This window comes from Microbispora sp. NPDC046973, from assembly GCF_040644495.1.
Lineage (GTDB): Bacteria > Actinomycetota > Actinomycetes > Streptosporangiales > Streptosporangiaceae > Microbispora.
The window spans coordinates 308,138-331,869 of record NZ_JBEYWQ010000005.1 but is presented as its reverse complement, the minus strand read 5'-3'; the positions used below and the strand labels follow the sequence as shown (position 1 = coordinate 331,869).

Genomic DNA, 23,732 nt, shown 5'->3' with positions numbered 1-23,732 from the left:
AACATCTGTTCGGCCGGTCACTCTATCGCGATCAGCGGCCGCGCGGGCGCGTCAGAAGTAATCGATCATGTACGCGGCGCAGCCGAACGCGGCGTCCAGCGCGTCGTCGGCGTCGGGAGAGCCGCCGCTCAGCAGACCGGCGCGGCGGAGCGTGGCCGTGGGCACGCCGGCGAACAGCGCGGACATCCCGCCGATCGTGAGCCGCGTCGCGTCCCCGGAAGGCGTCTCGCGCCGCGTCACGGCGCCGGCGCCGCCGTCCACCCGCAGCAGCCACGCGCCCGCGTTGCCCGGGCGCAGGGAGTCGGTCACCTCGATCGGGGTCTCGACGCGTACTCCGGCGGGGAAGCCGCGCCCCTCGACGGCGGCGGGCAGGTCGATCAGCCGGAACATCCACCGGGTCTGGGCGACCTCGTCCTTCGACCGCTCCCGCAGCATCCAGAGCACCGGGTCGGCCGGGTCGACGCAGGCGGTCACCGACGTCGCGACGCTCGAGGCGCTGCCGACCATCGACCACAGGGCCCTGGCCGTCGCCTCCGACCCCGCCAGCAGGTTGTCGACCTCGATGTCCCCGTCGCTCCACCGGTAGACGACGAACCCGTCCTCGGCCAGGTAGCAGAAGTCGTCGTCGTCCTCCAGCCACAGCCGCCAGGTCCGCTCGTCGAAGCACAGCGGCCCGCTCGCGCGGTTGGCGGCGTGCACCCTGCCGATCAGGGCCACGAGCTCGGCCGCGTCGGCGGGGCCCATCCGGCGCAGCTTGACCGCGCCGGCCGCGCCGCCGGGGCCGCCCACCGTGCGCAGCGCCTCGGCGGGCACGGTGATCCGCTGAAGCACGCCGGCGTGCTCGTAGCCCGCGCTCCGGTACACCGGCGTGGTGGCCGGGTAGAGCGCCGAGACCGCGTGGCCGAGCTCCGCGCAGCGCTCGATGGCCGCGTGCGTGAGCGCCCGGCCCACGCCCCTGCCGCGGTCCTCCGGCGCCACCGTCACGCCCGCCACGCCGCCCATCGACAGGGGGCGGCCGTGCCACCACTGGACGTACGGGTTGATCCTGGCCGTGCCGACGAGGCGGGGGCCGTCGAAGGCGCCCAGGTAACGGCCCTCGGGCAGCATCGGGGAGACGAGCTTGCGCCAGGTCTCCGCGCCGCCGCCGGACAGCGGGCCGAAGGCGCGCCTGCGGTTGTCGAGGACGGCGTCCAGGTCGTCGCTCGTGAGATGACGGATTTCCACAACCGGCCAAGCTATGCGGGCCCCGGCGGCCTCTGCCACCCGTTTTCCGCCCCCTCGCCGCCCTGGAGCCGAGGCTCTGTGCCGGCCTGGACCCGAGGTGCTGTGCCGGCTGGGAGCCGAGGGCCGGTGCCCGCCTGCGGCGTCAGGCCTCGACCTTCTCCATGACCTCGTCGCTCACGTCGAAGTTCGCCCAGACGTTCTGCACGTCGTCGCTGTCCTCGAGCGCGTCGATGAGCTTGAAGACCTTGCGGGCGCCCTCCTCGTCGAGGGGGACGTTGAGCGTGGGGACGAAGCTCATCTCGGCCGACTCGTAGTCGATGCCCGCGTCCTGCAGCGCCTTGCGCACGGGGATAAGGTCGGAGGCCTCGCAGACCACCTCGAAGTTCTCGCCGAGGTCGTTGACCTCCTCGGCCCCCGCGTCGAGGACGGCCATGAGCACGTCGTCCTCGGTCAGCGACCCCTTGGGCACGATCACGACGCCCTTGCGGTTGAACATGTACGACACCGAGCCGGGGTCGGCGAGCGAGCCGCCGTTGCGGGTCAGCGCCACACGCACCTCGGACGCCGCGCGGTTGCGGTTGTCGGTGAGGCACTCGATGAGGACCGCGACGCCGCCGGGGGCGTAGCCCTCGTACATGATCGTCTGCCAGTCGGCGCCGCCGGCCTCGAGGCCGCCGCCGCGCTTGCGGGCCCGCTCGATGTTGTCGATCGGGACCGAGTTCTTCCTGGCCTTGGTGATGGCGTCGAACAGCGTGGGGTTGCCGTCCGGGTCGGGCCCGCCGGTCCTGGCCGCGACCTCGATGTTCTTGATGAGCTTGGCGAAAAGCTTGCCGCGCTTGGAGTCCAGCGCCGCCTTCTTGTGCTTCGTCGTCGCCCATTTGGAGTGGCCGGACATCGCCTAGAGCTCCCTCACCATTTCGACAAAATACGAGTGCACCCGCGCGTCACCGGTCAGCTCCGGATGGAAGGACGTCGCGAGCAACGGTCCCTGTCGGACCGCGACGATCCTATCCCCAGCTTCGGTGCGGCCCAGCACTTCCACGTCGGGCCCCACGGACTCGACCCAGGGCGCGCGGATGAAGACGGCCCTGATCGTCGCGCGCCCGGCGAAGTCGAGATCGGCCTCGAACGAGTCGACCTGGCGGCCGAAGGCGTTGCGGCGGACCACCATGTCGATGCCGCCCAGCGTCTCCTGGCCCTCGATGCCGCCCTCGATCCGGTCGGCCAGCATGATCATTCCGGCGCACGAGCCGTAGGCGGGCATGCCCTCCTTGATCCGCAGCCGCAGCGGTTCGAGCAGCTCGAAGGTGGTGGCGAGCTTCCACATCGTGGTCGACTCCCCGCCCGGGACGACCAGCGCGTCCACCGCGGCGAGCTCCTCCTGCCTGCGCACCGGCGTGGCGGTCGCGCCCGACTCCTCCAGAGCGCGGATGTGCTCGCGCACGTCGCCCTGCAGGGCGAGCACGCCGATCTTGGGTGCGGACGTCACGGTTTCCCTTCCTGTGGTGGCCCTGTTCAGCGTATGGCCACGGTCTTGCCCGCCCAAAACGATAAATCAGACACGGCCAGGGAGTGTCTGACAAAGGCCGCCCATCGCGCAGCAGGGCATGTTTTGTCAGACACGACCCAGTTTCGCGAGGGCGGGGAGGGCGCGGGCGATGGCCGAGCGTTCCTCGGGGGTCAGCGCGCCCAGCCGGCCGGACAGGTAGGCGATCCTGGCCTGCCGTACGGCCCGGAGGCGGTCGCGGCCCTCGCCCGTCAGCTCGACGGTGCGCACCCGCGCGTCGGAGGCGTCGCTGCCCCGCGCGACGAGACCGGCCTCTTCCAGACGGTTGACCTGCACGCTCATGGTCGGGAGCTGCACGCCGTGCTCCTCGGCGAGGTCGGTCATCCGGCGCGCGCCGTCCTCCAGGGAGCCGAGCACGGAGTACTGCTGGGCGGTGACCGGCTGCCCGGCCGTCGTACGGCGCAGCAGCATCACGATGTGGCGCAGCTCGCGTGACAGGTTCTCGGCGAGCCGTCCGGTGTCGTCGGTCGTCATAGCAGGTCACCATAACGGTGGCCGGGCCGGGACAGACGAAGCGGGCGGCGTCCCCGGAAAGGGGACGCCGCCCGCCGCAGCGCGCCGTCAGGGGCGCTCGGTCTCCTGCCGAACGGTCGCCTCCACCATGTCCTCGGCCGTCATCTCACTCCGCGCCGCGATCGAGGGGTCGAGCGGGCGCAGGTACGTCTGCTGCACGCCGGGCACCCTGTCCTCGATCACGAACGTCGCCCTGGTGCGCACCTCGGAGCCGGGGGCCGAGACGACGGGCACCACCCTGAAGTCGGCGGTCAGCGCGTCCTTGTCGATCTTGGTGAGGACGTAGCCGCGCTGGTTGTTGTAGAACTTCAGGTGGGGGTTGATCTTCAGGAACGGGTGCGCCGCCGGGTCGGAGTCGGCCCCGTCGCCGGTGGTGCTGATGGAGGTCGCCACCAGCTCGGACCCGACCGTGGGGCCGGTCGGGTCGTCGTAGTCCAGCTTCAGGTCGCCGGCCCAGTGCGCGTGCACGTCTCCCGTGAGCACGACCGGGTTGCGCACGCCGGCGTCGATCCAGCCCTGGGTGACACGCTGCCGCGAGGCGACGTAGCCGTCCCAGGCGTCCTGGCTGGTGATCTTCGCCGGGCCGGCGTTGTTGTCGCGCTGGCCGAAGAAGACCTGCTGGCCGATGACGTCCCAGCGGGCCCGCGACCGGCGGAACCCGTCGAGCAGCCACGCCTCCTGCTCGAAGCCCATGATCGAGCGGGCCGGGTCGACCGCCTCCGGGCAGTCCTTGTAGCCGTCGCCGCAGCCCTGGTCGTCGCGGAACTGCCGGGTGTCGAGCATGTGGAAGTTCGCCATCGCCCCCCACCTGACGCGCCGGTAGAGCTGCATGTCGATGCCGCGCGGCACCGAGGTGCGGCGCAGCGGCATGTTCTCGTAGTAGGCGCGGAAGGCGGCGGCCCTGCGCTCGAGGAAGGTGGGCTGCTCCTCCGGGTGCTCCGGCATCTCGTCGGCCCAGTTGTTGTCCACCTCGTGGTCGTCGAAGACGACCAGCCACGGCGCGCCGGCGTGCGCGGCCTGCAGGTCGGGGTCGGTCTTGTACTGCGCGTGCCGCTGGCGGTAGTTCGCCAGCGTCATCGTCTCCGGCCCCTCGTGGTCGCGCACGTTGCCGCCGGCGGCGACGTAGGTGTTCTTGGTGTACTCGTACTGGTAGTCGCCCAGATGGAGGACCAGGTCCGGGTGGTCCTCGGCGAGGCGGCGGTAGGAGGTGAAGTAGCCGTGCTCGAACTGCGCGCAGGACACGAAGGCCATCGTCAGCGGGCCGCCGAACGACAGCGGGTGCGGCGCGGTCAGGGCCCTGCCGGCCGGTGAGACGTACGGCCCGAGGCGGAAGCGGTACCAGTACTCCCTGCCGGGCTGCAGGTGGTCCACCTCGACGTGGACGCTGTGCCCCCATTCCGGGCTCGCCTCGGCCACGCCCGCCCGCACCACGCGGCGGCAACTCTCGTCGGCGTAGACCTGCCACTGCACGGGGAAGGCCCGCTGCGGCATGCCGCCGAGCCCGTCCTCGGCCAGCGGCTGCGGGGCGAGGCGGGTCCAGATCACGAAGCCGGCGTGGTCGGGGTCTCCCGAGGCCACGCCGAGGGTGAAGGGGTCGGAGCGCAGGTCTCGGGAGGCGAGTTCACCCGCCGCCTCGGGGGTGGGTGCGGGGGCCGCGGAGGCGGCGGCGGGGATCGCGGCGACGGCGCCCGCGGCGAGTCCGGTGACCAGGAAGGAACGACGATCGAGGCCGGGCAATTGGGCTCCCTGTGACGATCAGAGGGGGGACGCCCGCAGCCTGACGATCGATCGTGACAGGAGAGCAAAGATCGGCGGAACGATATCGGTCCTCCGAAAGGCGACATCACCGCACGCCCATCCCGGCGTCGGCGCGCGGACAGCAAGAACGCCCGGCCGGGATGTCCCAGCCGAGCGTCTCTCTCCTGTGTGCCGAGCTTCCTGGGCCGTCTACCAGCCGCGCTCGGCGAGGCGGTGCGGCACGGGGATGTCGTCGACGTTGATGCCGACCATCGCCTCGCCCAGGCCGCGCGAGACCTTGGCGATCACGTCGGGGTCGTCGTAGAACGTGGTGGCCTTGACGATGGCGGCGGCGCGCTTGGCGGGATCGCCGGACTTGAAGATGCCCGAGCCGACGAAGACGCCCTCGGCGCCGAGCTGCATCATCATCGCGGCGTCGGCCGGGGTGGCGATGCCGCCCGCGGTGAACAGCACCACCGGCAGCTTGCCGCTCTTGGCGACCTCGGCCACCAGCTCGTACGGCGCCTGCAGTTCCTTGGCGGCGACGTACAGCTCGTCTTCGGGCAGCGAGGTGAGGCGCTTGATCTCGCCCCGGATCTGGCGCATGTGGGTGGTGGCGTTGGAGACGTCGCCGGTCCCGGCCTCGCCCTTGGAGCGGATCATGGCGGCGCCCTCGGTGATGCGGCGCAGCGCCTCGCCGAGGTTGGTGGCCCCGCACACGAAGGGAACGGTGAACTGCCACTTGTCGATGTGGTTGGCGTAGTCGGCCGGGGTGAGGACCTCGGACTCGTCGATGTAGTCGACCCCGAGCGCCTGGAGCACCTGGGCCTCGACGAAGTGGCCGATCCTGGCCTTGGCCATCACCGGGATGGAGACGGCGTTGATGATGCCCTCGATCATGTCGGGGTCGCTCATCCGGGACACGCCGCCCTGGGCACGGATGTCGGCGGGGACGCGCTCCAGCGCCATGACGGCGACGGCTCCGGCGTCCTCGGCGATCTTGGCCTGCTCCGGGGTGACGACGTCCATGATGACACCGCCCTTGAGCATCTCGGCCATGCCGCGCTTCACGCGGGCGGTGCCGACGGCGGTGGTCTCGTTGACTTCGGGCGTGCTGCTGGACACGGTGCTACCTCACGACGGCGGGCCTACGGAATCCCCTCCATGGTAGGCGCTGGCCGATCCCGCACCCGACGCACCCATTTGTCAGAGCCGGCCGGGCCTTTTGTCCATCATGGCGCGACGGGCTTGCGCGAGGCGAGCACCACCCAGACCTGGCCGCGGGCGAACGGCATGGGCGTGCCGTCGGCCATGGTGTAGGTGGTGCCCTCCTTCTCCGATGCGCGCGACCACTTCACCCGGTAGGCCTGGCCGTCCCTGAGCACGACGCCGGTGCCCTTGCCGACCGTGTGCACGAGCGGGGTGTAGCTGCCGGTGAAGTCGTGGAACTCCGAGCGGTCGGTCTTCACCCACTGGATGACGATCGTCGGGGCGCCCTGCTGGCCGCCCTCGGCCGCCATGTCCTTCTCGCCGTCCTGCGTCACCAGCCAGCGCTTCTGCGCCGCCGACCAGGCGAAGGTGAAGCGGGCCGCCGGATAGCGGACGGTGACGCTCTTCTGCGGCGTGCCCCCGGCCGGCGGTTCGTCGGAGAAGACGAAGCCGATGTCGTCCGCCTTGCTCGCCTGCGGCGCCTTGGCGAGCAGCTTCCTCGGGCTGCCGACGAGGTTGTACGGCGCGACCCGGCCCGGCGCGCGGGTGTAGGCGCCGGGGACCCGGCTGTCGGACACGTCGAACAGCGAGGCCTTCTGGACGTAGGGGATCATCTTCGTCTGCACGCCGGAGTAGGCCAGGGCGGGCTTGCCGAACATCGGGAGGATGTGCAGGTCGGAGATGCGGGCGCTGCGGACCGGTCCCACCTGCGCGGGCAGCTTGGAGGAGAAGATGGCCATGAGCCGGGTGAGCCCGCCCTCGACCTGCTCGACGAAGACGACGTCGGCGCTGCGCAGGCCCAGCTGCGGCTTGCCCGCGTGGGTGTTCTCGATCTTCACGGCGAGGACCGGCTTGCGGGCGGCGACGGGGCGGCCGGTGAACGGATGCTCGGGAGGCGGCGTCGGCGACGGGGACGCCAGCGGGCTCGCGTCCTGGGACTGGGCGGCGGGCTTGTCGTCGCCCGAGCACGCGGTTGCGGTCAGGATGACCGCCATGGCCAGCGTGAAGCCGATCCCTGCCCGCACCGTACCCGCTCCTCCCGGTGGAAAGCCCCCGCCACCAGGCACGACGGACCTGGCCCACGCGGACCCGTTGACCAGCATGGCAATGAAACGGCATGAGCTTACCGGGATCGGCCCGAAATACCCGACAAAAAGTGACTATCCAGTAGCGAGGGATTCGGGCGGTTCGTCGTCGATGTCGAAGAAACGGGGCGGATCGGTGTGCCCGGCCAGGCGCAGCGTCCGGGCCAGCCAGCGCCGCTGCGCCGTACGGGTGACGCCGGCGGCGTTGTTGTAGAACCGGCGCGAGTAGACGACCTTGGCGACCGCCGTGTCCAGTTCCTCCAGCAACGCCGCGCCCGCGGCGTGCTCGGCCAGCTTCTCCCGGAACCGCTCCTGGTCGACCACCGCCCGCAGCGTCCTCGACAGGTCGCTCTCGGCGTGCTCGCGCTCGTCCGGCCCCGCCGTACGGGCCTCGTGGGCGGCCGCGGCGAGCACCAGCGAGGTGGCGGGGTCGAGGATGCGCGAGCCTGCGAGCTCCAGGCAGACCGCGGCGCGGCGCAGCAGCGCGGCGTCGAGCGCGGCCTGCGCGGTCTCCAGGCGGATGTGGAGGCGGTCGAGCCGCCCGGCCCGCCAGGAGACGTAGACGGCGAACAGCACGACGACCACGGCCGCCACGAGGATCAGGGTCGTGGTCACGCCGGCGCCTCCCGGCACGTGGCCTGATCGCTGCGGATCGTCATGGCAACACGTCCTCCACCACACCCGCGCTGGCATGGGTGACCGTCTCGTAGACGCGCACGACCTCCCGCGCGACCGTCGACCAGTCGTACTTCCACACCGCCTGGCGGGCCTCGTCGGAGAGCTTCGTGCGTCGCTCGGGGTCGTCGAGCAGCCGGGCGGCCTCCCCGGCCAGGGCGGCGGCGTCCCCGGTCGCGAACAGCGCCCCCGCCTGCCCGTCCCCCAGCACGCGCCGGAAGGCGGGGATGTCGCTGGCGAGGATCGGCGCCCCGGCCGACATGGCCTCGGTGAGCACGATCCCGAAGCTCTCCCCGCCGAGGTTGGGCGCGCAGAAGACGTCCACGGAGTGGTAGGCGCGCACCTTGTCGGCCTCGCTGACCATGCCGAGCAGCCCGACCCTGTCCCGGAACTGCTTGGGCACCCGCCCGAGCACGTCGTCGGGGTCGCCCGGACCGGCGATCAGCAGGCGCAGCGCGGGCCGCTCGGGGGCCAGCAGGGCGAAGGCCTCCAGCAGCACGGCCAGGCCCTTGCGCGGCTCGTCCATCCGCCCGAGGAAGCCGATCACGTTGCCGTCGGGGCCCCAGCCCGGCAGCGGCTCGCCCTCGGCGTACCTGCGCACCGTGACGCCGTTCGGGATCAGCACCGCGTCGCCGCCCAGGTGCTCCACCAGCGTCTTTCGGGCGGCGTCGGAGACCGCGATCCTGCCCGTGATCTTCTCCAGCGCGCTCTGCAGCATCGGCGCGGCCACCGACATCGCCCGCGACCGCTCGTAGGAGGCGTGGAACGTCGCCACGATCGGCCCGCGGGCGACCCAGCAGGCGAGCACGCCGAGGGACGGCACGGCGGGCTCGTGCACGTGCAGCACGTCGAACCCGCCCTCCCTGATCCACTTGCGCACCCGGTTGGCCGACAGGAACCCGAACGCCAGGCGGGCGACCGACCCGTTGTACGGCACGGGCACGGCGCGGCCCGCCGGGGTCACGTACGCCTCCAGTTCGGCGTCGTCGCCCGCGGGGGCGATGACGGACACCTTGTGCCCGTCGTCGATGAGCGCCTCGGCGAGGTCCCTGATGTGCGCCTGCACGCCCCCGGGGACCTCCCAGGTGTACGGGCAGACGATGCCGACGTTCACGACTCGGCCCCGCCGCGGGGCTCCAGGTCGTCGAGCCATAGGCGCTGGAGCATGTGCCAGTCCTCCGGATGCTCGGCGATGCCCTTCTCGAACACCGCCGCCACGGCCTGGGTCATCACCCCGACCTTCTGCTCCCGCGTCCCCTCGGCCGGGACGGGGATCTCCTCATGCACCCGGATGCCCCAGCCCTCGCCGTCGAACCACAGCACGGCGGGCAGCAGCGCGGCGCCCGTCTGGATCGCCAGCACGGCCGGGCCGGCGACCATGCGCGTCCTGGCGCCGAAGAACTCGACCTCGACGCCGGAGGCGGTCAGGTCGCGCTCGGCGGGCAGGCAGACCGGCTTGCCCTCGCGCAGCCGCTTGGCGAGCGTGCCGAACGCCATCGCGCTGCCGCCGTCCCTGGCGGTCAGCGGCAGCACCTCCATGCCGAGTTGCTCGCGGTAGGTGACGAATCGCTCGAACAGCGACTCCGGCTTCAGTCGTTCGGCGACGGTGGTGAAGCGGTGGCCCATGTGGACCAGCCAGGCTCCGGCGAGGTCGTAGTTGCCCATGTGGGGCAGTGCGATCACCACTCCCCTGCCCCGGGCGAGGTTGTCGAAGATGTGCTCGCCCCCGGTGGCCCGGGTGCCGTCGAGGATGCGCTCGCGGCTGTAGGCGGTGAAGCGGAACGACTCCATCCAGTAGCGGAAGTAGGAGCGCATGCCGGCCCGGCTCAGGTCGCGTACGGCGTGGTCGCCGGGGTCGCCGCCGACGACGCGGGCCAGGTTGGCCTCCAGACGGCGCACGGACGTGCCCCGCCTGCGCCACAGCCAGTCGGCGAGGACCCGGAAGAACCAGGCGGCCAGCCGTTCCGGCACGTAGCGGACCACGGCCCAGCCGGCGGTGTACGCCGCCGCGACCAGCCGGTCGGCGAGCGGCGCCGCGCCGGGTCGCGGGGGCCGCCCGGGGGGTGGGCCGGCCGTGCCCTTCATCTGACCACCGCCTGTCTGTAGACGTGCACCATCCGCTGGACGACCGTGACGGCGCTGGCGGCGGCGAGCAGCCAGAGCCCGGCCGCCAGGACGTACGGCACGCCGAGGCCGGACAGGCCGGCCGCGACGAGCACGACCACGAGACGCTCCCCCCGTTCGGCGATGCCGACGTTCGCGGTCATGCCGAGGCCCTCGGCCCTGGCCTTGGCGTAGGAGACCAATGCTCCCGCGACGAGGCAGAAGAGCGCGACTGTCGCGAGGACGATCTCGGGCTCGTCCTTGAGGACGAAGTAGAGGATCAGCCCCGAGAAGATCGAGGCGTCGCCGAGACGGTCGAGCGTGGAGTCCAGGAAGGCGCCCCACGTGCTCCCCTTGCCCGTCATCCGGGCCAGCACGCCGTCCAGGAGGTCGGCGAGCACGAAGAACGTGATGACGAGCGTTCCCGTGAACAGATGCCCGAGCGGGTAGAAGACGAGAGCGGAGGCCACCACTCCGAGCGTGCCGATCGTGGTGATCACATCGGGCGAGATCCCCCACCGGGCGAGGGCTCGCCCCAGCGGGGTCATGACTCGGGTGACGGCGGGGCGCAGGATGTTCAACATCGCCGTCCGATCGTAGGCCATCCAGCGCCGCCGCACCTCGCAAGCACATTCCGCCGAAAAGTCTTGTGATATGCGCCACATGGGTAAAGGGTGAAGAGCACGCGCCCGCAGGACCGCGCGGGGATGACGCGGAGGTGAACCCCTCCGTGCCGGCCGCCGCACGGTCCTGAGTGGGCGAGGCCCCCGGGCGCGGACAGCGACGGCACGAGCGGCCGGCGCGGGGTGCGTGCCACGTGCCCATCCCGACCGCTCAGAGATTCGGGAGGCGATGTGGCCGAAAGATCATCCGGCGCGACAACAGGGGCCGCGGGCAGGGCACCCGCGGCCGATCGGCCGGACATGGTGCGCAATGTCGTGCTGGTCGGCCATTCCGGGGCCGGGAAGACCACGCTGGTCGAGGCGCTGCTCGCGGAGACGGGCACCATCCAGCGCCCCGGCCGGGTCGAGGACGGCACCACGGTCAGCGACTTCGACGAGGTCGAGGTGCGCCAGCAGCGTTCCGTCAACCTGTCGGTCGCCCCCGTCGTCCACAACGGCATCAAGATCAATTTTCTGGACACCCCGGGGTACGCCGACTTCGTCGGCGACCTGCGGGCCGGGCTGCGCGCGGCCGACGCGGCGCTGTTCGTCGTCTCGGCGGCCGAGGGCGTGGACGGGCTCACCCGCATGCTCTGGGAGGAGTGCGCGCTCGTCGGGATGCCCCGCGCCGTGGTCATCACCAAGATCGACCATCAGCGCGCCAACTTCGACGAGGTCCTCGCCACCTGCCAGGACACGTTCGGCGACGGCGTGGCGCCGCTCTACCTGCCGGTGGACGGCACCGGGCTGCTCGGCCTGCTGTCGCAGCGGCTGTTCGACTACGGCGGCGGGCGCCGGACCGAGCGGGAGCCCGACGCCGACCAGCTCACGCTCATCGAGCAGTACCGCGGCGACCTCATCGAGGGGATCATCCAGGAGAGCGAGGACGAGTCCCTGATGGACCGTTACCTCTCCGGCGAGACGATCGACACCAAGGTGCTCATCGACGACCTGGAGAAGGCGGTCGCGCGGGCCGGCTTCTACCCGGTCCTCGCCACGGCGCCCGGCGTCGGCATGCTGGAGCTTCTGGAGATCGTCACGCAGGGCTTCCCTTCGCCTCTGGAGCACCCGCTGCCGAAGATCACCTCGATCGACGGCAAGCCGTGCAGGGAGATCACCGCCGATCCGGACGGCCCCCTCGTGGCCGAGGTCGTGAAGACCACGAGCGACCCGTACGTCGGGCGGATCAGCCTGGTCCGGGTCTTCTCGGGCACGCTGCGGCCGGACATGACGGTGCACGTCTCCGGCCACGGACTGGCGGAACGGGGGCACGAGGACCACGACGTCGACGAGCGCGTGGGCACGCTGTCGTCGCCGCTCGGCAAGTCGCAGCGGACCGTGGGCAAGTGCGTCGCCGGGGACATCTGCGCGGTCGCCAAGCTGTCGCGGACCGAGACGGGCGACACGCTCTCCGACAAGGACGACCCGCTGCTGGTCGAGGCGTGGACCATGCCCGAGCCGCTGCTGCCGGTCGCCATCAGGGCGAGGTCGAAGGCCGACGAGGACAAGCTCAGCCAGGCCCTGGCCCGCCTGGTCGCGGAGGACCCGACCCTTCGGCTGGAGAACAACGCCGAGACCCGCCAGCTCGTGCTGTGGTGCATGGGCGAGGCGCACTCCGACGTCCTGCTCGACCGCCTGGCCAAGCGGCACGGGGTCGAGGTCGAGAAGATCGACCTGCGCGTGCCGCTGCGGGAGACGTTCGCCGGCAAGGCGCAGGGCATGGGCCGCAACGTCAAGCAGACCGGCGGCCACGGGCAGTACGCGATCTGCCACATCGAGGTCGAGCCGCTGCCGTCGGGCGGCGGGTTCGAGTTCGTCGACAAGATCGTGGGCGGCGTGGTGCCGCGGCAGTTCATCCCGTCGGTGGAGAAGGGCGTGCGGGCGCAGATGGAGCGCGGCGTCGTCGCCGGCTATCCGATGGTCGACGTCCGCGTGACGCTCTACGACGGCAAGGCCCACTCGGTCGACTCCTCCGACATGGCCTTCCAGATCGCCGGTCAGCTCGCGCTCAAGGACGCCGCGTCCAAGGTGGCGACGCACCTGCTCGAACCGGTGGACGAGGTGTCGGTGCTCGTGTCGGACGAGTACGTCGGAGCCGTGATGTCCGACCTGTCCTCCCGCCGCGGGAGGGTGCTCGGCACCGAGCCGGTCGGCACCGGCCGCACGCTGGTGCGCGCCGAGGTGCCGCAACTGGAGGTCACGCGCTACGCGATCGACCTGCGGTCGCTGTCCCACGGGGCGGGCACGTTCAGCCGTTCCTTCCTGCGGTACGAGCCCCTGCCCGCCCATCTCGCCGACAAGGTGGCCGCGGCGGGCGAGCAGTAGTCCGATCGGAGACCCCGGCGGCCGCCTCCCGTCCGCCGGGGTCTTCGCAGCTCAACCGCGCCGTCGCCGGAGCCGGGTTTCGTTCGCGTGGAGTAAGGGGAGCCCCAGAGGGTGCCCCGCGTCACATCCGCATCACAAGTTCATTTCGTTTTTCTGGCTAAACCGCTCTTTTGCCGATGTAAGACTTATGGCCGGACTTACTGGCAAATCAGAGGGGTAGCCACGTGACCGAGCGGGGACAGGTCATCCGCCCGTTGATCGCCACCACCGTCATCGCCGCCGTCGCCGTCGGAGCCGCCTACACGCTCGGCCCCGGCGCCCAGGCCGAAAAGGTCGGCGCCGAGAAGACCGGTCGTACGGCGGCGGTGAAGGCGACGCGGCAGCAGGTCGAGGCGGAGACGCTCACGGCGGCCGACACCTGCGCCACCAGCGTGAAATACCCCAAGCGCCAGCTTCGCGGCGTCTGGATCGCCACCGTGCACAATCTCGACTGGCCGTCGAAGCCGGGGCTGTCGCCCGACCGGCAGAAGGCCGAATATGTGAAAATCCTCGACAACGCGGTCAAACGGCGACTGAACGCGGTGTTCTTCCAGGTGCGGCCCGCCTCGGACGCGATCTACCGCTCGCCGCTGGAGCCGTGGTCCCAGTGGCTCACCGGCACGGCGGGCAAGGACCCCGGCTGGGACCCGCTGCCGTTCCTGGTGGAGGAGGCCCACAAGCGCGGCCTGCAGTTCCACGCCTGGTTCAACCCCTACCGGGCGGCCGACTCGGCCACCTCCAAGCTGCCCGACGGGCACCCGGCGCGGCTGCATCCCGACTGGACCGTCAAGCACGAGGGCAAGCTGTACTACAACCCCGGCCTGCCGCAGGTGCGCGACTGGGTGACCACGGTCGTGACGGACGTCGTCAAGCGCTACGACGTCGACGGGGTCCACTTCGACGACTATTTCTACCCCTACCCGGGCCGGGGCACGCGGTTCGCCGACCAGGCCGCCTACAAGAAGTACGGCAAGGGCCTGACGCTCGCCGACTGGCGGCGGCGCAACGTGAACCAGCTGGTCGCCCAGGTCTCGCAGGCGGTGCACACGGCCAAGCCGTACGCCGTCTTCGGGATCAGCCCGTTCGGCATCTGGCGCAACACGGCCGAGGACCCGGCGGGCTCGGCCACCAAGGGCATGTCGGCCTACGACTCGATCTACGCGGACGCCAGGGCGTGGATCAAGGCGGGCTCGGTCGACTACGTGATGCCCCAGCTCTACTGGCCCCGGGGATTCGCCGCGGCCGACTACTCCGTGCTCGCCAAGTGGTGGGCCGACGCGGTGAAGGGCACCGACGTCGACCTCTACATCGGGCAGGCGCTCTACCGGGTGGGCGCCGCCGACACCCCGGCCTGGACCAAGGCGGGCGAGCTGCCCGCCCACCTCACGCTGAACCGCAAGTATCCGGAGATCTCGGGCGACGTCTACTTCAGCGCCGCGCAACTGGTGAAGAACCCGCTGGGCGTGCTCGACCGGATCATGAAGAGCCACTACGCCCGCCCGGCGCTGCCGCCGGTGCTCAGGCAGGGGTCCGCGCCCGCGGCCCCGCGCGGGGTGAAGGCGGCCGGCGGGACGCTGACGTGGCAGGCCCAGCCGGGCGCCCAGGCGTACGGGATCTACCGGGTGACGGGCAAGGACGCCTCCTGCGCCACGGCGGACGCCCGCAACCTGGTCGCCGTCGTGCCGGCTTCCCAGGCTCCGTCGTACGCCGCCGGCGCCCCCGGGGCCTACTACGTCACCGCCGTCGACCGCCTCGGCAACGAGAGCCCGGCGACCCGGGCCGCCTGACCCCGCCCCCCGCGCCCTCCCTCCCTCGGGACGGGTCGTCGCGGAATGCCGCGGCGAGGATGTTGTCGAGCGGCATGGACGCGGCAACCGCCCCGCACTTGGAGCAGAGCTTGGAGGAGGGAAACCACCGGCCGATCCGATGGAAGACCTGCCCGTGCATGCGGGCTTCGTACTCCAGCATGGTCGCGAAGGATGACCAGCCGGCGTCGTGCACACTCCTGGCCAACCGGGTGCGTGCTAGCCCGTTGACCGCCAGATCTTCCACATAGATCGCTTGGTTGTCGCGGATCAGCTTCGTGGATTGCCGGTGGTGGAACTCGCGGCGCGCGTCGGCGACCTTCGCATGCCGGCGGGCACCCTGTTGCCGGGCCTTGGCCCGGTTGTTCGCCCCTTCGCTCTTGCGGGACAGCGCCCGCTGGAGCCGCGTGAGTTTCTTCTCCGCCCGCCGCAGGAAAGCGGAGGCGGTATTCAGGTCCGCGAACGCCTGCTGCCGTCTCTACCGACTTCGAGTGCGAACCGGCCGAATACGCTGTGGTCGCGCGCCTCCTTCGCCGCGAGTGTGGGCGGCGAACCTGTCAATGTCCTGCGCCAGTACAACGAACAGCGAAACCGGCCCCCTGTGAGTTCACCGGACAGTACGCTTCACCCCGCCTGAAAGGCCGGAGCGCTGCGGACGAATCCTGGTAGCGTGGTCGCGAGTTTTTTCAAGATCACTTACGGGGGGTCGCCGGTGAGAGGCACGTGGGTGAAGCGCGCGGTCGCCGCCGTCGTGTTCGGCGTGTCGGTCGTGGCCTGCACTCCCGCGGCGGTCGCGGCCGCCGGACTCGCGGCCGGGCCGGCGACGGCGCGCGGCGAACGGGTCGTGCTCGTCGGAATCCCCGGCCTGATGTGGAGCGACGTCACCCCGGCCGACACCCCGAACCTGTGGCGGCTCGCCGGCGAGTCCGCCCTCGGCTCCCTGTCGGTGCGGGCCGTACGCAAGGACACCTGCCCGTACGACGCCTGGCTCACAGTCTCTGCCGGGGTGCGGTCGGCGGTGGGGGGAGCGTGCGGCATGGCCCCCACGCCCGAAGCCGACGGCGAGGGGGCGGTCGTCCCCGAGTTCTCCTGGCTGTGGGAGGTGCGGGAGCAGCGCGAGGCGGGCACGCTGGGGCAGGCCCTGCACGCGGCCGGGCGGACGACGATGGCCGTCGGGCCGGGAGCGGCGCTCGCGCTGGCCGACCGCGAGGGCAGGGTGGACGTCTACGCCCCCTCCCCCGCCGAGGTCACACAGTGGTCGCGCGGCGACGTGGTCGCCGTGGAGATCCCCGACCTCATCGCGCCCTACGTCTCCGGCGACCGGCTGAGCGAGGTGCCCGAGCTCCTGTCCGCCGACGCGCGGCGGGCCGCGGCGCGGGCGGCCGACGCGAAGCTGGGCGCGTTCCTGCCGCGGCTCGGATCGGCGACGGTGCTGGTCGCCGGGCTCTCCGACCACGGTTCCGTCCCCCACCTCAGGACCGCGATGATCCATGGTGGCGGGGCTTCGGGCACGCTCGGCGCCCGCTCCACCCACCGGGACGACATGATCATCGTTCCGGATCTCACCGCCACGATCCTGGCCAGGACCGGGGTGGCCGCTCCCCCGGCCGTCGTCGGCGTGCCGGTCGAGACCCATGCGACGGGCGGAACCCAGGACGAGCGCGTGTCGGCCCTGCGCACCGCCGACGTCGCCGGGCAGACGATCCGCGACGCGACAGGCGTCTTCTTCACCACGCTCGCCGTGCTCCAGGTGCTCTTCTACGTCACCGCGTTCCTGCTGCTGCGCCGCCGCGACGGGCTGCCCGCCGTACGGGCCGCCGCCGTGGCACTCGCCTCGATCCCCGTCTCGACCTACCTCGTCAACCTCACCCCGTGGGCCCGTACGGCACAGCCCGCGGTCACGCTGTTCGCCTCGATCGCGGCGATCGCCGCGGCGCTGACCGTGGCGGCGCTCGCCGGACCGTGGCGGCGCGGCGTGCTCGGACCGCTGACCGTGATCGCGGCGGTGACCGCGGGGGTGCTGCTCGGCGACCTGCTGACCGGCACGCCCCTGCAGCTCAACAGCCTGATGGGGTACACGGGCGTGGTCGGCGCCCGCTACTACGGCCTGGGGAACATCCCCTTCGCGTTGCTCGCCACGGCCGTGCTGCTCGTCACCACGGCAGCCGCCGACCGGCTGGTCAGGGCGGGCCGCAAGGCCGTGGCGGTGGCCCTGGTCGCCGCGCTCGGTGCCTTCGCCATGCTGCTCGACGGATGGCCGGGCGTGGGCAGCGACTTCGGCGGCGTCATCGCCTTCGTCCCGGGCATCGCGGTCACCGCTCTGATCGTGGCGGGCAGGCGGGTGTCGATCGTCAAGCTGGGCGCCTTCTGCGCGGCGGGCGGCGTGCTGGTGATGGCGATCGCCTACCTCGACTACCTGCGTCCGCCGGCCAGCCAGACGCACCTCGGCCGCTTCGTGGGGCAGGTGGCCGACGGCACGTTCCTGCCGGTGATCTCCCGCAAGCTCGGGGCGATGCTCTCCACGCTGCTCAGCCCCAACCTGATGCCCGTGGTGATCGCCGCGTTCGCGTTCCTCGTCTTCGCGCTGCTGCGGCCGGGGGCGGCCAGCGCCGGCGTGCTGCCGATCGCGTTCGAACGGGCGCCCATGCTCAGGGCGGGCCTGCTCGGCGCGCTCGTCAGCGGTCTGGTCGGCATGCTCGTCAACGACTCGGGGGCCGCGGTGCTGTCCATGGCCCTGGCTCTGGCCGTGCCGCTCGTCCTCAGCGCGGGCATCCGCGCCCTGCAGCACGGCGAGCCGGCCTCCGGCGGATCGCCGGCCCCGCCTCCGAGCCCCGCGGCCGCCTGAGGCCGTCCGGGCGGCCGGCTCTCGGCCGGGGAACGGTCAGGACGCGGCGGGCCAGGCGTCGGCGAGCAGGTCGCGGGTGTCGCGCAGCAGCTGCGGCAGCACCTTGGTGCGCCCGACCACCGGCATGAAGTTGGTGTCGCCGCCCCACCGCGGCACGACGTGCTGGTGGAGGTGGGCCGCGATGCCCGCGCCCGCCACGCTGCCCAGGTTCATGCCGACGTTGAAGCCCTGCGCCCCGCTCGCCTTGCGCAGCGCCTGCGTCGCGCGCTTGGTGAACTCGGCCAGCTCCGCCGTCTCGGGCCCGTCGAGGTCCGCGTAGTCGGACACGTGCCGGTAGGGGCAGACCATCAGGTGCCCGGAGTTGTACGGGTAAAGGTTGAGCACGGCGAACACGGCCGATCCCCGGGCCACGATCAGCCCGTCCTCGTCGGGGAGCTTGGGAATCTCGCAGAAGGGGCAGCCGTCATCCGCGCCGGACCCGCTGGGCTTGTTCTCGCCCTTGATGTAGGCCATCCGGTGCGGGGTCCACAGGCGCTGGAAGCTGTCGGGAACCCCGGCGCCCTCCTGCTCGATCGGCTCTGAGTCCACGTCCGCGATCTCCTCCGCTCCCGTCGTCCCTGTGCACTGTCGCATTTGGTACTGGGCACTGGCAGCAGCATATGACCTCGCGGATCTCCTCCCACCGGCCGGGTTGCGCCGGCCACCGCCAGGGCGGGCACGACCGGCGGCTCACGGATATCGGCGGACACCGGACGGCCTGCCTGATCATCGGGCACAATGCACCTGCCGGACGCCCCACCCCCCAGGAGCCGTCACATGAGCGAGGCCGCCGCCGTCGAGGAGCGAGTGGAAGAGCAGACCGACGCGTACGCCGAGGGGAGCCTCGACGACCCGGCGGGCGTGGAGGCGGGCCCGGAGGCGGCCGACCCGGCGGAGCCGGAACCTTTCGCGGGGACGCCGAGGCCCGAGGCGCCGACCGCGAACGTCCTCAAGGGCCGGATCAAGGTCGCCGACGAGGTGGTGGAGAAGGTGGCGGCGCTGGCCGCCCTGGAGATCCCCGGCGTCGCCGACCTGGGCGGCGACCTTGAGCGTGCCTTCGAATCCGTACGCGACCGCATCGGTGTGGGAAGCAAGCGGGCGACGCAGGGCGTGCAGGCCAAGATCCAGGATCAGCAGGTCTCGGTCGACGTGACCATCGTCATCGTGTACGGCCACGTGGTGATGGACGTCGCCACCGAGGTCAAGGTCAACGTCGCCCGGTCGGTGAGCCGGATGCTCGGCATGCGCGTGGTCGAGGTCAACGTGACCGTCGACGACGTCCGCCTCCCCGGCCAGGACTCCCCCGCCGAGGCCGCCCGGGCATCCTGAGCCGGCCTTCCGGAGGACTCCCCTGCCCGCTCTGCCGGGGAGGAGCGGGGCCGGGGAGAAGCGAGCCGGGAAGAAGCCAGAACGCGGGAGCCCCGGGTGGGGCGCCCGCGTTCGGCGTGGCCGGTCGTCAGACCTGGACGCGGCGGCGGACGGCGTCGACGATCTCGTTGATCGCCTCGTCGATCGGGACGCCGTTCTTCTGCTCGCCGTTGCGGTAGCGGAAGGACACCGCGCCCGCGGCGATGTCGTCGTCGCCCGCCAGCAGCATGTACGGCACCTTGGCCTTCTGGGCGTTGCGGATCTTCTTCTGCATGCGGTCGTCGCTCTCGTCGACCTCGATCCTGATGCCCTGCTCACGCAGCCGCTTGGCGACGTCCTGCAGGTAGGGAACGTGGGCGTCGGCGATCGGGATGCCGACGACCTGCACCGGGGCGAGCCACGCGGGGAACGCGCCCGCGTAGTGCTCGACCAGCACGCCGAAGAAGCGCTCGATCGATCCGAACAGCGCCCGGTGGATCATGACCGGTCGCTGCCGGGTGCCGTCGGGGGCCTGGTACTCGAGGCCGAAGCGCTCGGGCAGGTTGAAGTCGAGCTGGATGGTCGACATCTGCCAGGACCGGCCGATGGCGTCCCGGGCCTGCACCGAGATCTTGGGCCCGTAAAAGGCCGCGCCGCCCGGGTCGAGGACCAGCTCCAGCTTCTCCGACTCGGCCACCTCCCGCAGGGTCTGGGTGGCCTCCTCCCAGGTCTCGTCGCTGCCGACGAACTTCTCCGGGTCCTTGGTGGAAAGCTCCAGGTAGAAGTCCTCCAGGCCGTAGTCGCGCAGCAGGTCGAGCACGAACCGCAGCAGCGAGGTGAGCTCGTCGCGCATCTGCTCGCGGGTGCAGTAGATGTGCGCGTCGTCCTGGGTCAGGCCGCGTACGCGGGTCAGGCCGTGCACCACGCCCGACTTCTCGTAGCGGTAGACCGTGCCGAACTCGAACAGTCGCAGCGGCAGCTCACGGTAGGACCGCCCGCGCGCCCTGAAGATCAGGTTGTGCATCGGGCAGTTCATCGGCTTGAGGTAGTAGCGCGCGCCCTCCAGCTCCATGGGAGGGAACATGCCGTCGGCGTACCAGTCGAGGTGGCCGGAGATCTTGTAGAGGTTGTCCTTCGTGATGTGCGGGGTGTTGACGAAGGAGTAGCCCGCCTCCTCGTGCCTGCGGCGCGAGTAGTCCTCCATCACCCGGCGGATCACGCCGCCCTTGGGGTGGAACACCGGCAGGCCGGAGCCCAGCTCGTCGGGGAAGGAGAACAGGTCGAGCTCGGCGCCGAGCTTGCGGTGGTCGCGCTTCTCGGCCTCCTCCAGCAGGTGGAGGTACTCGTCCTGCTTCTCGCGCGACTCCCAGGCGGTGCCGTAGATGCGCTGCAGCTGCGGGTTCTTCTCGCTGCCCCGCCAGTAGGCGCCGCCGGACCGCATGAGCTTGAAGGCCGGGATGACCCGGGTGCTCGGCAGGTGCGGCCCCCGGCACAGGTCCTTCCAGCACAGCTCGCCCGACTTGGGGTCGAGGTTGTCGTAGATGGTGAGCTGGCCGCCGCCGACCTCGACGTTCGCGCCGTCGGCCGCCTCGGCCGCGCCGCCCTTGAGCCCGATGAGCTCCAGCTTGTACGGCTCGGCGGCGAGCTCCTCGCGGGCCTCGTCGTCGCCGACCGGGCGGCGCCGGAAGGTCTGCCCCTGCTTGACGATCTCGCGCATGCGCTTCTCGATGCGCTTGAGGTCGTCGGGGGTGAACGGCTCGCGGACGTCGAAGTCGTAGTAGAAGCCGTTGTCGACCGGCGGGCCGATGCCGAGCTTCGCCTCGGGGAAGATCTCCTGGACGGCCTGGGCCATGACGTGCGCGGTGGAGTGGCGCAGGATGGCCCGGCCGTCGGGGCTGTCGATCGCGACCGGCTCGACCACGTCGCCCTCGGCGACCTCGGCGGCCAGGTCGCGCAGCTCGCCGTTGATCCGGGCGGCGATCACCGACCTGCCGTCGGCGCCGAGCGCCTCCCCGGCCGTCGTACCCGCCGCCACCACGCGCTCGGCTCCGGCGAGGGTGATGCGTATCTCAAGGGCGGCGGACACGGTGGCTCCTTAGGACAGGTTCGGCGCATGGATCTCGGGGCCCGCGCGCACGCGAGGCGGCGGCTCCGGTCGCATCCGATGCTACCGGTGCCGCCGCCCCCGAATGGCGGTCATGCGCCGCGCCCGCCGCCGGACTCGCCCCGGATTCAGCAGAGCCCGGGATTCAGCAGGGCCACGTCCAGTCGCGGATCTCGGCGGGGTCCTCGCCGAACTCGCGGGTGTGGGCGCGGGCGCGCAGCCGGGCGTCGGCCATGCGCTGGCGCAGGTGGGCCGCCCTGCTGCCCAGGCCGGGCACCCGGTCGATCACGTCCATCACCAGGTGGAAGCGGTCGATGTCGTTGAGCATCGCCATGTCGAACGGCGTGGTGGTGGTGCCCTCCTCCTTGTAGCCGCGCACGTGCAGGTTGTCGTGCCCGGTGCGCCGGTAGGTCAGGCGATGGATCAGCCACGGGTAGCCGTGGAAGTTGAAGATGATCGGCCGGTCCGTGGTGAACAGCGCGTCGAACTCGGCGTCGGGCAGGCCGTGCGGGTGCTCGGACGCCGGCTGCAGCCGCATGAGGTCGACCACGTTGATCACGCGGATCCGCAGCTCGGGCAGGTGCTCGCGGAGCAGCGCGGCGGCGGCCAGGGTCTCCAGCGTGGGCACGTCACCGGCGCAGGCGAGCACGACGTCGGGGTCGGTGCCCTCGTCGGTGGAGGCCCAGCCGAGGATGCCCAGCCCGCGGGTGCAGTGGACGATCGCCTCGTCCATGCTCATCAGGTCGAGCACGGGCTGCTTGCCGGCCACGACGACGTTGACGTAGTCGCGCGAGCGCAGGCAGTGGTCGGCGACCGACAGCAGGGTGTTGGCGTCCGGCGGCAGGTAGACGCGGACGACCTCGGCCTTCTTGTTGACGACGACGTCGAGGAAGCCGGGATCCTGGTGGCTGAAGCCGTTGTGGTCCTGGCGCCAGACGTGGGACGACAGCAGGTAGTTCAGCGAGGCGACCGGCCGCCGCCAGGGGATCTTGCGGGAGGACTCCAGCCACTTGGCGTGCTGGTTGAACATCGCGTCCACGATGTGGATGAACGCCTCGTAGCAGTTGAACAGCCCGTGGCGGCCGGTCAGCAGGTAGCCCTCCAGCCAGCCCTGGCACTGGTGCTCGCTGAGCACCTCCATGACCCTGCCCCGGGGACCGATGTTCTCGTCGGTCGGCAGCAGGGCGGCCTCCCACTCCTTGTCGGTCGTCTCGAAGACGGCGGACAGGCGGTTGGAGGCGGTCTCGTCCGGGCCGAGCAGCCGGAAGTTCGTGGGGTTGGCCGCGATGACGTCGCGCAGGAACGCCCCGAGCACGCGGGTCGGTTCGCTGGAGGCCGTGGCCGGGGCCTTGACCTCGACCGCGTACTCGCGGAAGTCGGGCAGCACGAGCGGGCGCAGCAGTTCCCCGCCGTTGGCGTGCGGGCTGGCGCTCATCCGCAGCGGACCGTCCGGGACGGTCCGCGTGATCGTCTCGACCGGCCGCCCGCCGGCGTCGAACAGCTCTTCGGGCCGGTAGGAGCGCATCCACTCCTCCAGGGCCTCCAGCCGGTCGGGCCGGTCCCGGACGTCGGTCAGCGGCACCTGGTGGGCGCGCCAGGTGCCCTCGACCGGGACCCCGTCGACCTCGCGCGGCCCGGTCCAGCCCTTCGGCGTACGCAGGATGATCATCGGCAGCGGACCGCGGTCGGCCAGCTGGTCGAAGACGGTGTCGAGGGTGGCCGCCATGAGCTCGTGCATCTCCGCCGGCTCGTGACCGGAGACGATGTGCGGGCGGTAGCCGTACCCCTCGAAGAGCTTGACCAGCTCGTCCTCCGGGATCCTGGCCAGCACGGTCGGATTGGCGATCTTGTAGCCGTTCAGGTGCAGGATCGGCAGGACCACCCCGTCGGTGTCCCGGTTGAGGAACTTGTTGGAATGCCAGCCGGTGGCGAGCGGGCCGGTCTCGGCCTCGCCGTCGCCGACCACGCAGGCCACCACGAGGCCGGGGTTGTCGAAGGCCGCGCCGTACGCGTGGGACAGGGCGTAGCCGAGCTCGCCGCCCTCGTGGATGGATCCCGGGGTCTCGGGGGCGACGTGGCTGGGGATGCCGCCGGGGAAGGAGAACTGGCGGAAGAGCCTGCGCATGCCCTCGGCGTCCTGGGTGACGTGGGGGTAGCGCTCGGTGTAGGTGCCTTCGAGCCACGCGTGGGCGACGGCCGCCGGGCCCCCGTGACCGGGGCCGGCGATGTAGATCATGTCCTGGTCGCGCTCCCGGATGATCCGGTTGAGGTGGGCGAAGCAGAAGTTGAGCCCGGGCGTCGTACCCCAGTGGCCGAGCAGCCGCGGCTTGACGTGCTCGGAGGTGAGCGGGTCGGTCAGCAGCGGGTTGTCCATCAGGTAGATCTGGCCGACGGAGAGATAGTTGGCGGCCCGCCAGTAGGCGTCGATGTTCCCGTGTGCGTCCATGCCCCTG

General features: G+C 71.4%; 20 protein-coding genes. 5 read left to right on the top strand and 15 right to left on the bottom strand.

Annotated elements, in window-relative coordinates:
• Positions 1–51 precede the first annotated feature (51 nt).
• The 11 genes from ABZ860_RS13765 to pgsA form a co-directional block, all read right to left on the bottom strand.
• Positions 52–1,224: a GNAT family N-acetyltransferase gene (locus tag ABZ860_RS13765; RefSeq protein ID WP_357219565.1), complete on the bottom strand. Its 1,173-nt coding sequence runs from the start codon at positions 1,222–1,224 to the stop codon at positions 52–54.
• A gap of 142 nt (positions 1,225–1,366) precedes the next feature.
• Complete coding sequence (locus ABZ860_RS13760; protein WP_079316516.1) at positions 1,367–2,119, bottom strand: YebC/PmpR family DNA-binding transcriptional regulator; 753 nt, start codon at positions 2,117–2,119, stop codon at positions 1,367–1,369.
• 3 nt (positions 2,120–2,122) lie between these two features.
• Entirely contained in the window at positions 2,123–2,713 is a 591-nt protein-coding gene (pdxT, locus tag ABZ860_RS13755; protein WP_357219562.1) for a pyridoxal 5'-phosphate synthase glutaminase subunit PdxT, read from the bottom strand.
• A 126-nt stretch (positions 2,714–2,839) separates the two neighbouring features.
• Positions 2,840–3,265: a MarR family transcriptional regulator gene (locus tag ABZ860_RS13750; protein WP_357219560.1), complete on the bottom strand. Its 426-nt coding sequence runs from the start codon at positions 3,263–3,265 to the stop codon at positions 2,840–2,842.
• Between the two features lie 87 nt (positions 3,266–3,352).
• Positions 3,353–5,041 (bottom strand): alkaline phosphatase D family protein, encoded by a 1,689-nt coding sequence (locus ABZ860_RS13745; protein WP_357219558.1) that lies wholly within the window; start codon positions 5,039–5,041, stop codon positions 3,353–3,355.
• Between the two features lie 210 nt (positions 5,042–5,251).
• Positions 5,252–6,166, bottom strand: a complete 915-nt coding sequence (pdxS, locus tag ABZ860_RS13740) for a pyridoxal 5'-phosphate synthase lyase subunit PdxS (RefSeq protein WP_357219556.1) — start codon at positions 6,164–6,166, stop codon at positions 5,252–5,254.
• A gap of 107 nt (positions 6,167–6,273) precedes the next feature.
• On the bottom strand, positions 6,274–7,275 hold the full coding sequence (locus ABZ860_RS13735; RefSeq protein WP_357219554.1) for a DUF3048 domain-containing protein: 1,002 nt from the start codon (positions 7,273–7,275) through the stop codon (positions 6,274–6,276).
• Between the two features lie 135 nt (positions 7,276–7,410).
• Positions 7,411–7,950 carry a hypothetical protein gene (locus ABZ860_RS13730; RefSeq protein ID WP_357219551.1) on the bottom strand — a complete coding sequence of 180 codons (540 nt, stop codon included), beginning with the start codon at positions 7,948–7,950 and terminating at the stop codon, positions 7,411–7,413.
• Positions 7,951–7,990: 40 nt separating this feature from the next.
• A complete protein-coding gene (locus tag ABZ860_RS13725; RefSeq protein ID WP_357219548.1) occupies positions 7,991–9,124 on the bottom strand; it encodes a glycosyltransferase family 4 protein in 1,134 nt (377 codons plus the stop codon).
• Complete coding sequence (locus ABZ860_RS13720; protein WP_357219545.1) at positions 9,121–10,095, bottom strand: phosphatidylinositol mannoside acyltransferase; 975 nt, start codon at positions 10,093–10,095, stop codon at positions 9,121–9,123. Before ABZ860_RS13720 ends, ABZ860_RS13725 begins: the two co-directional genes overlap by 4 nt.
• Positions 10,092–10,697, bottom strand: coding sequence for a phosphatidylinositol phosphate synthase (pgsA, locus tag ABZ860_RS13715; RefSeq protein WP_357219543.1), 606 nt, complete (start codon positions 10,695–10,697; stop codon positions 10,092–10,094). The genes ABZ860_RS13720 and pgsA overlap by 4 nt, the downstream gene beginning before the upstream one ends.
• 270 nt (positions 10,698–10,967) lie before the next feature.
• Between pgsA and ABZ860_RS13710 the strand changes: the two genes are divergently transcribed.
• The gene (locus ABZ860_RS13710) at positions 10,968–13,100 is read left to right on the top strand and encodes an elongation factor G-like protein EF-G2 (protein ID WP_357219540.1); all 2,133 of its coding nucleotides are present in this window, start codon (positions 10,968–10,970) and stop codon (positions 13,098–13,100) included.
• 224 nt (positions 13,101–13,324) lie between these two features.
• The gene (locus ABZ860_RS13705) at positions 13,325–14,926 is read left to right on the top strand and encodes a family 10 glycosylhydrolase (RefSeq protein ID WP_357219537.1); all 1,602 of its coding nucleotides are present in this window, start codon (positions 13,325–13,327) and stop codon (positions 14,924–14,926) included.
• Here ABZ860_RS13705 and ABZ860_RS13700 read toward each other — a convergent pair.
• A complete protein-coding gene (locus ABZ860_RS13700) occupies positions 14,874–15,335 on the bottom strand; it encodes a transposase (RefSeq protein WP_357219677.1) in 462 nt (153 codons plus the stop codon). The two genes, ABZ860_RS13705 and ABZ860_RS13700, sit on opposite strands and share 53 nt — an antisense overlap.
• Here ABZ860_RS13700 and ABZ860_RS13695 point away from each other — a divergent pair.
• Together ABZ860_RS13695 and ABZ860_RS13690 are read left to right on the top strand one after the other, a co-directional pair.
• On the top strand, positions 15,234–15,581 hold the full coding sequence (locus ABZ860_RS13695) for a hypothetical protein (RefSeq protein WP_357219535.1): 348 nt from the start codon (positions 15,234–15,236) through the stop codon (positions 15,579–15,581). The genes ABZ860_RS13700 and ABZ860_RS13695 overlap by 102 nt on opposite strands.
• A gap of 75 nt (positions 15,582–15,656) precedes the next feature.
• Positions 15,657–17,789, top strand: a complete 2,133-nt coding sequence (locus ABZ860_RS13690) for a hypothetical protein (RefSeq protein ID WP_357219532.1) — start codon at positions 15,657–15,659, stop codon at positions 17,787–17,789.
• Between the two features lie 36 nt (positions 17,790–17,825).
• Here ABZ860_RS13690 and ABZ860_RS13685 read toward each other — a convergent pair whose 3' ends face one another.
• Positions 17,826–18,377 (bottom strand): HIT domain-containing protein, encoded by a 552-nt coding sequence (locus tag ABZ860_RS13685; protein ID WP_357219529.1) that lies wholly within the window; start codon positions 18,375–18,377, stop codon positions 17,826–17,828.
• A 228-nt stretch (positions 18,378–18,605) separates the two neighbouring features.
• Between ABZ860_RS13685 and ABZ860_RS13680 the strand changes: the two genes are divergently transcribed.
• Complete coding sequence (locus ABZ860_RS13680; RefSeq protein ID WP_357219527.1) at positions 18,606–19,157, top strand: Asp23/Gls24 family envelope stress response protein; 552 nt, start codon at positions 18,606–18,608, stop codon at positions 19,155–19,157.
• Between the two features lie 127 nt (positions 19,158–19,284).
• On the opposite strand, the gene thrS is transcribed toward ABZ860_RS13680, so the two are convergent.
• Both thrS and ABZ860_RS13670 read right to left on the bottom strand, forming a co-directional pair.
• On the bottom strand, positions 19,285–21,261 hold the full coding sequence (gene thrS / locus ABZ860_RS13675) for a threonine--tRNA ligase (protein ID WP_357219524.1): 1,977 nt from the start codon (positions 21,259–21,261) through the stop codon (positions 19,285–19,287).
• Between the two features lie 163 nt (positions 21,262–21,424).
• Positions 21,425–23,725: a phosphoketolase family protein gene (locus tag ABZ860_RS13670; RefSeq protein WP_357219521.1), complete on the bottom strand. Its 2,301-nt coding sequence runs from the start codon at positions 23,723–23,725 to the stop codon at positions 21,425–21,427.
• Positions 23,726–23,732: the final 7 nt, after the last annotated feature.

Coding starts and splice junctions, on each gene's coding strand:
- ABZ860_RS13720 (WP_357219545.1), bottom strand. CDS start 10,095: ATGAAGGGCACGGCCGGCCCACCCCCCGGGCGGCCCCCGCGACCCGGC.
- ABZ860_RS13750 (WP_357219560.1), bottom strand. CDS start 3,265: ATGACGACCGACGACACCGGACGGCTCGCCGAGAACCTGTCACGCGAG.
- ABZ860_RS13670 (WP_357219521.1), bottom strand. CDS start 23,725: ATGGACGCACACGGGAACATCGACGCCTACTGGCGGGCCGCCAACTAT.
- ABZ860_RS13760 (WP_079316516.1), bottom strand. CDS start 2,119: ATGTCCGGCCACTCCAAATGGGCGACGACGAAGCACAAGAAGGCGGCG.
- pgsA (WP_357219543.1), bottom strand. CDS start 10,697: ATGTTGAACATCCTGCGCCCCGCCGTCACCCGAGTCATGACCCCGCTG.
- ABZ860_RS13680 (WP_357219527.1), top strand. CDS start 18,606: ATGAGCGAGGCCGCCGCCGTCGAGGAGCGAGTGGAAGAGCAGACCGAC.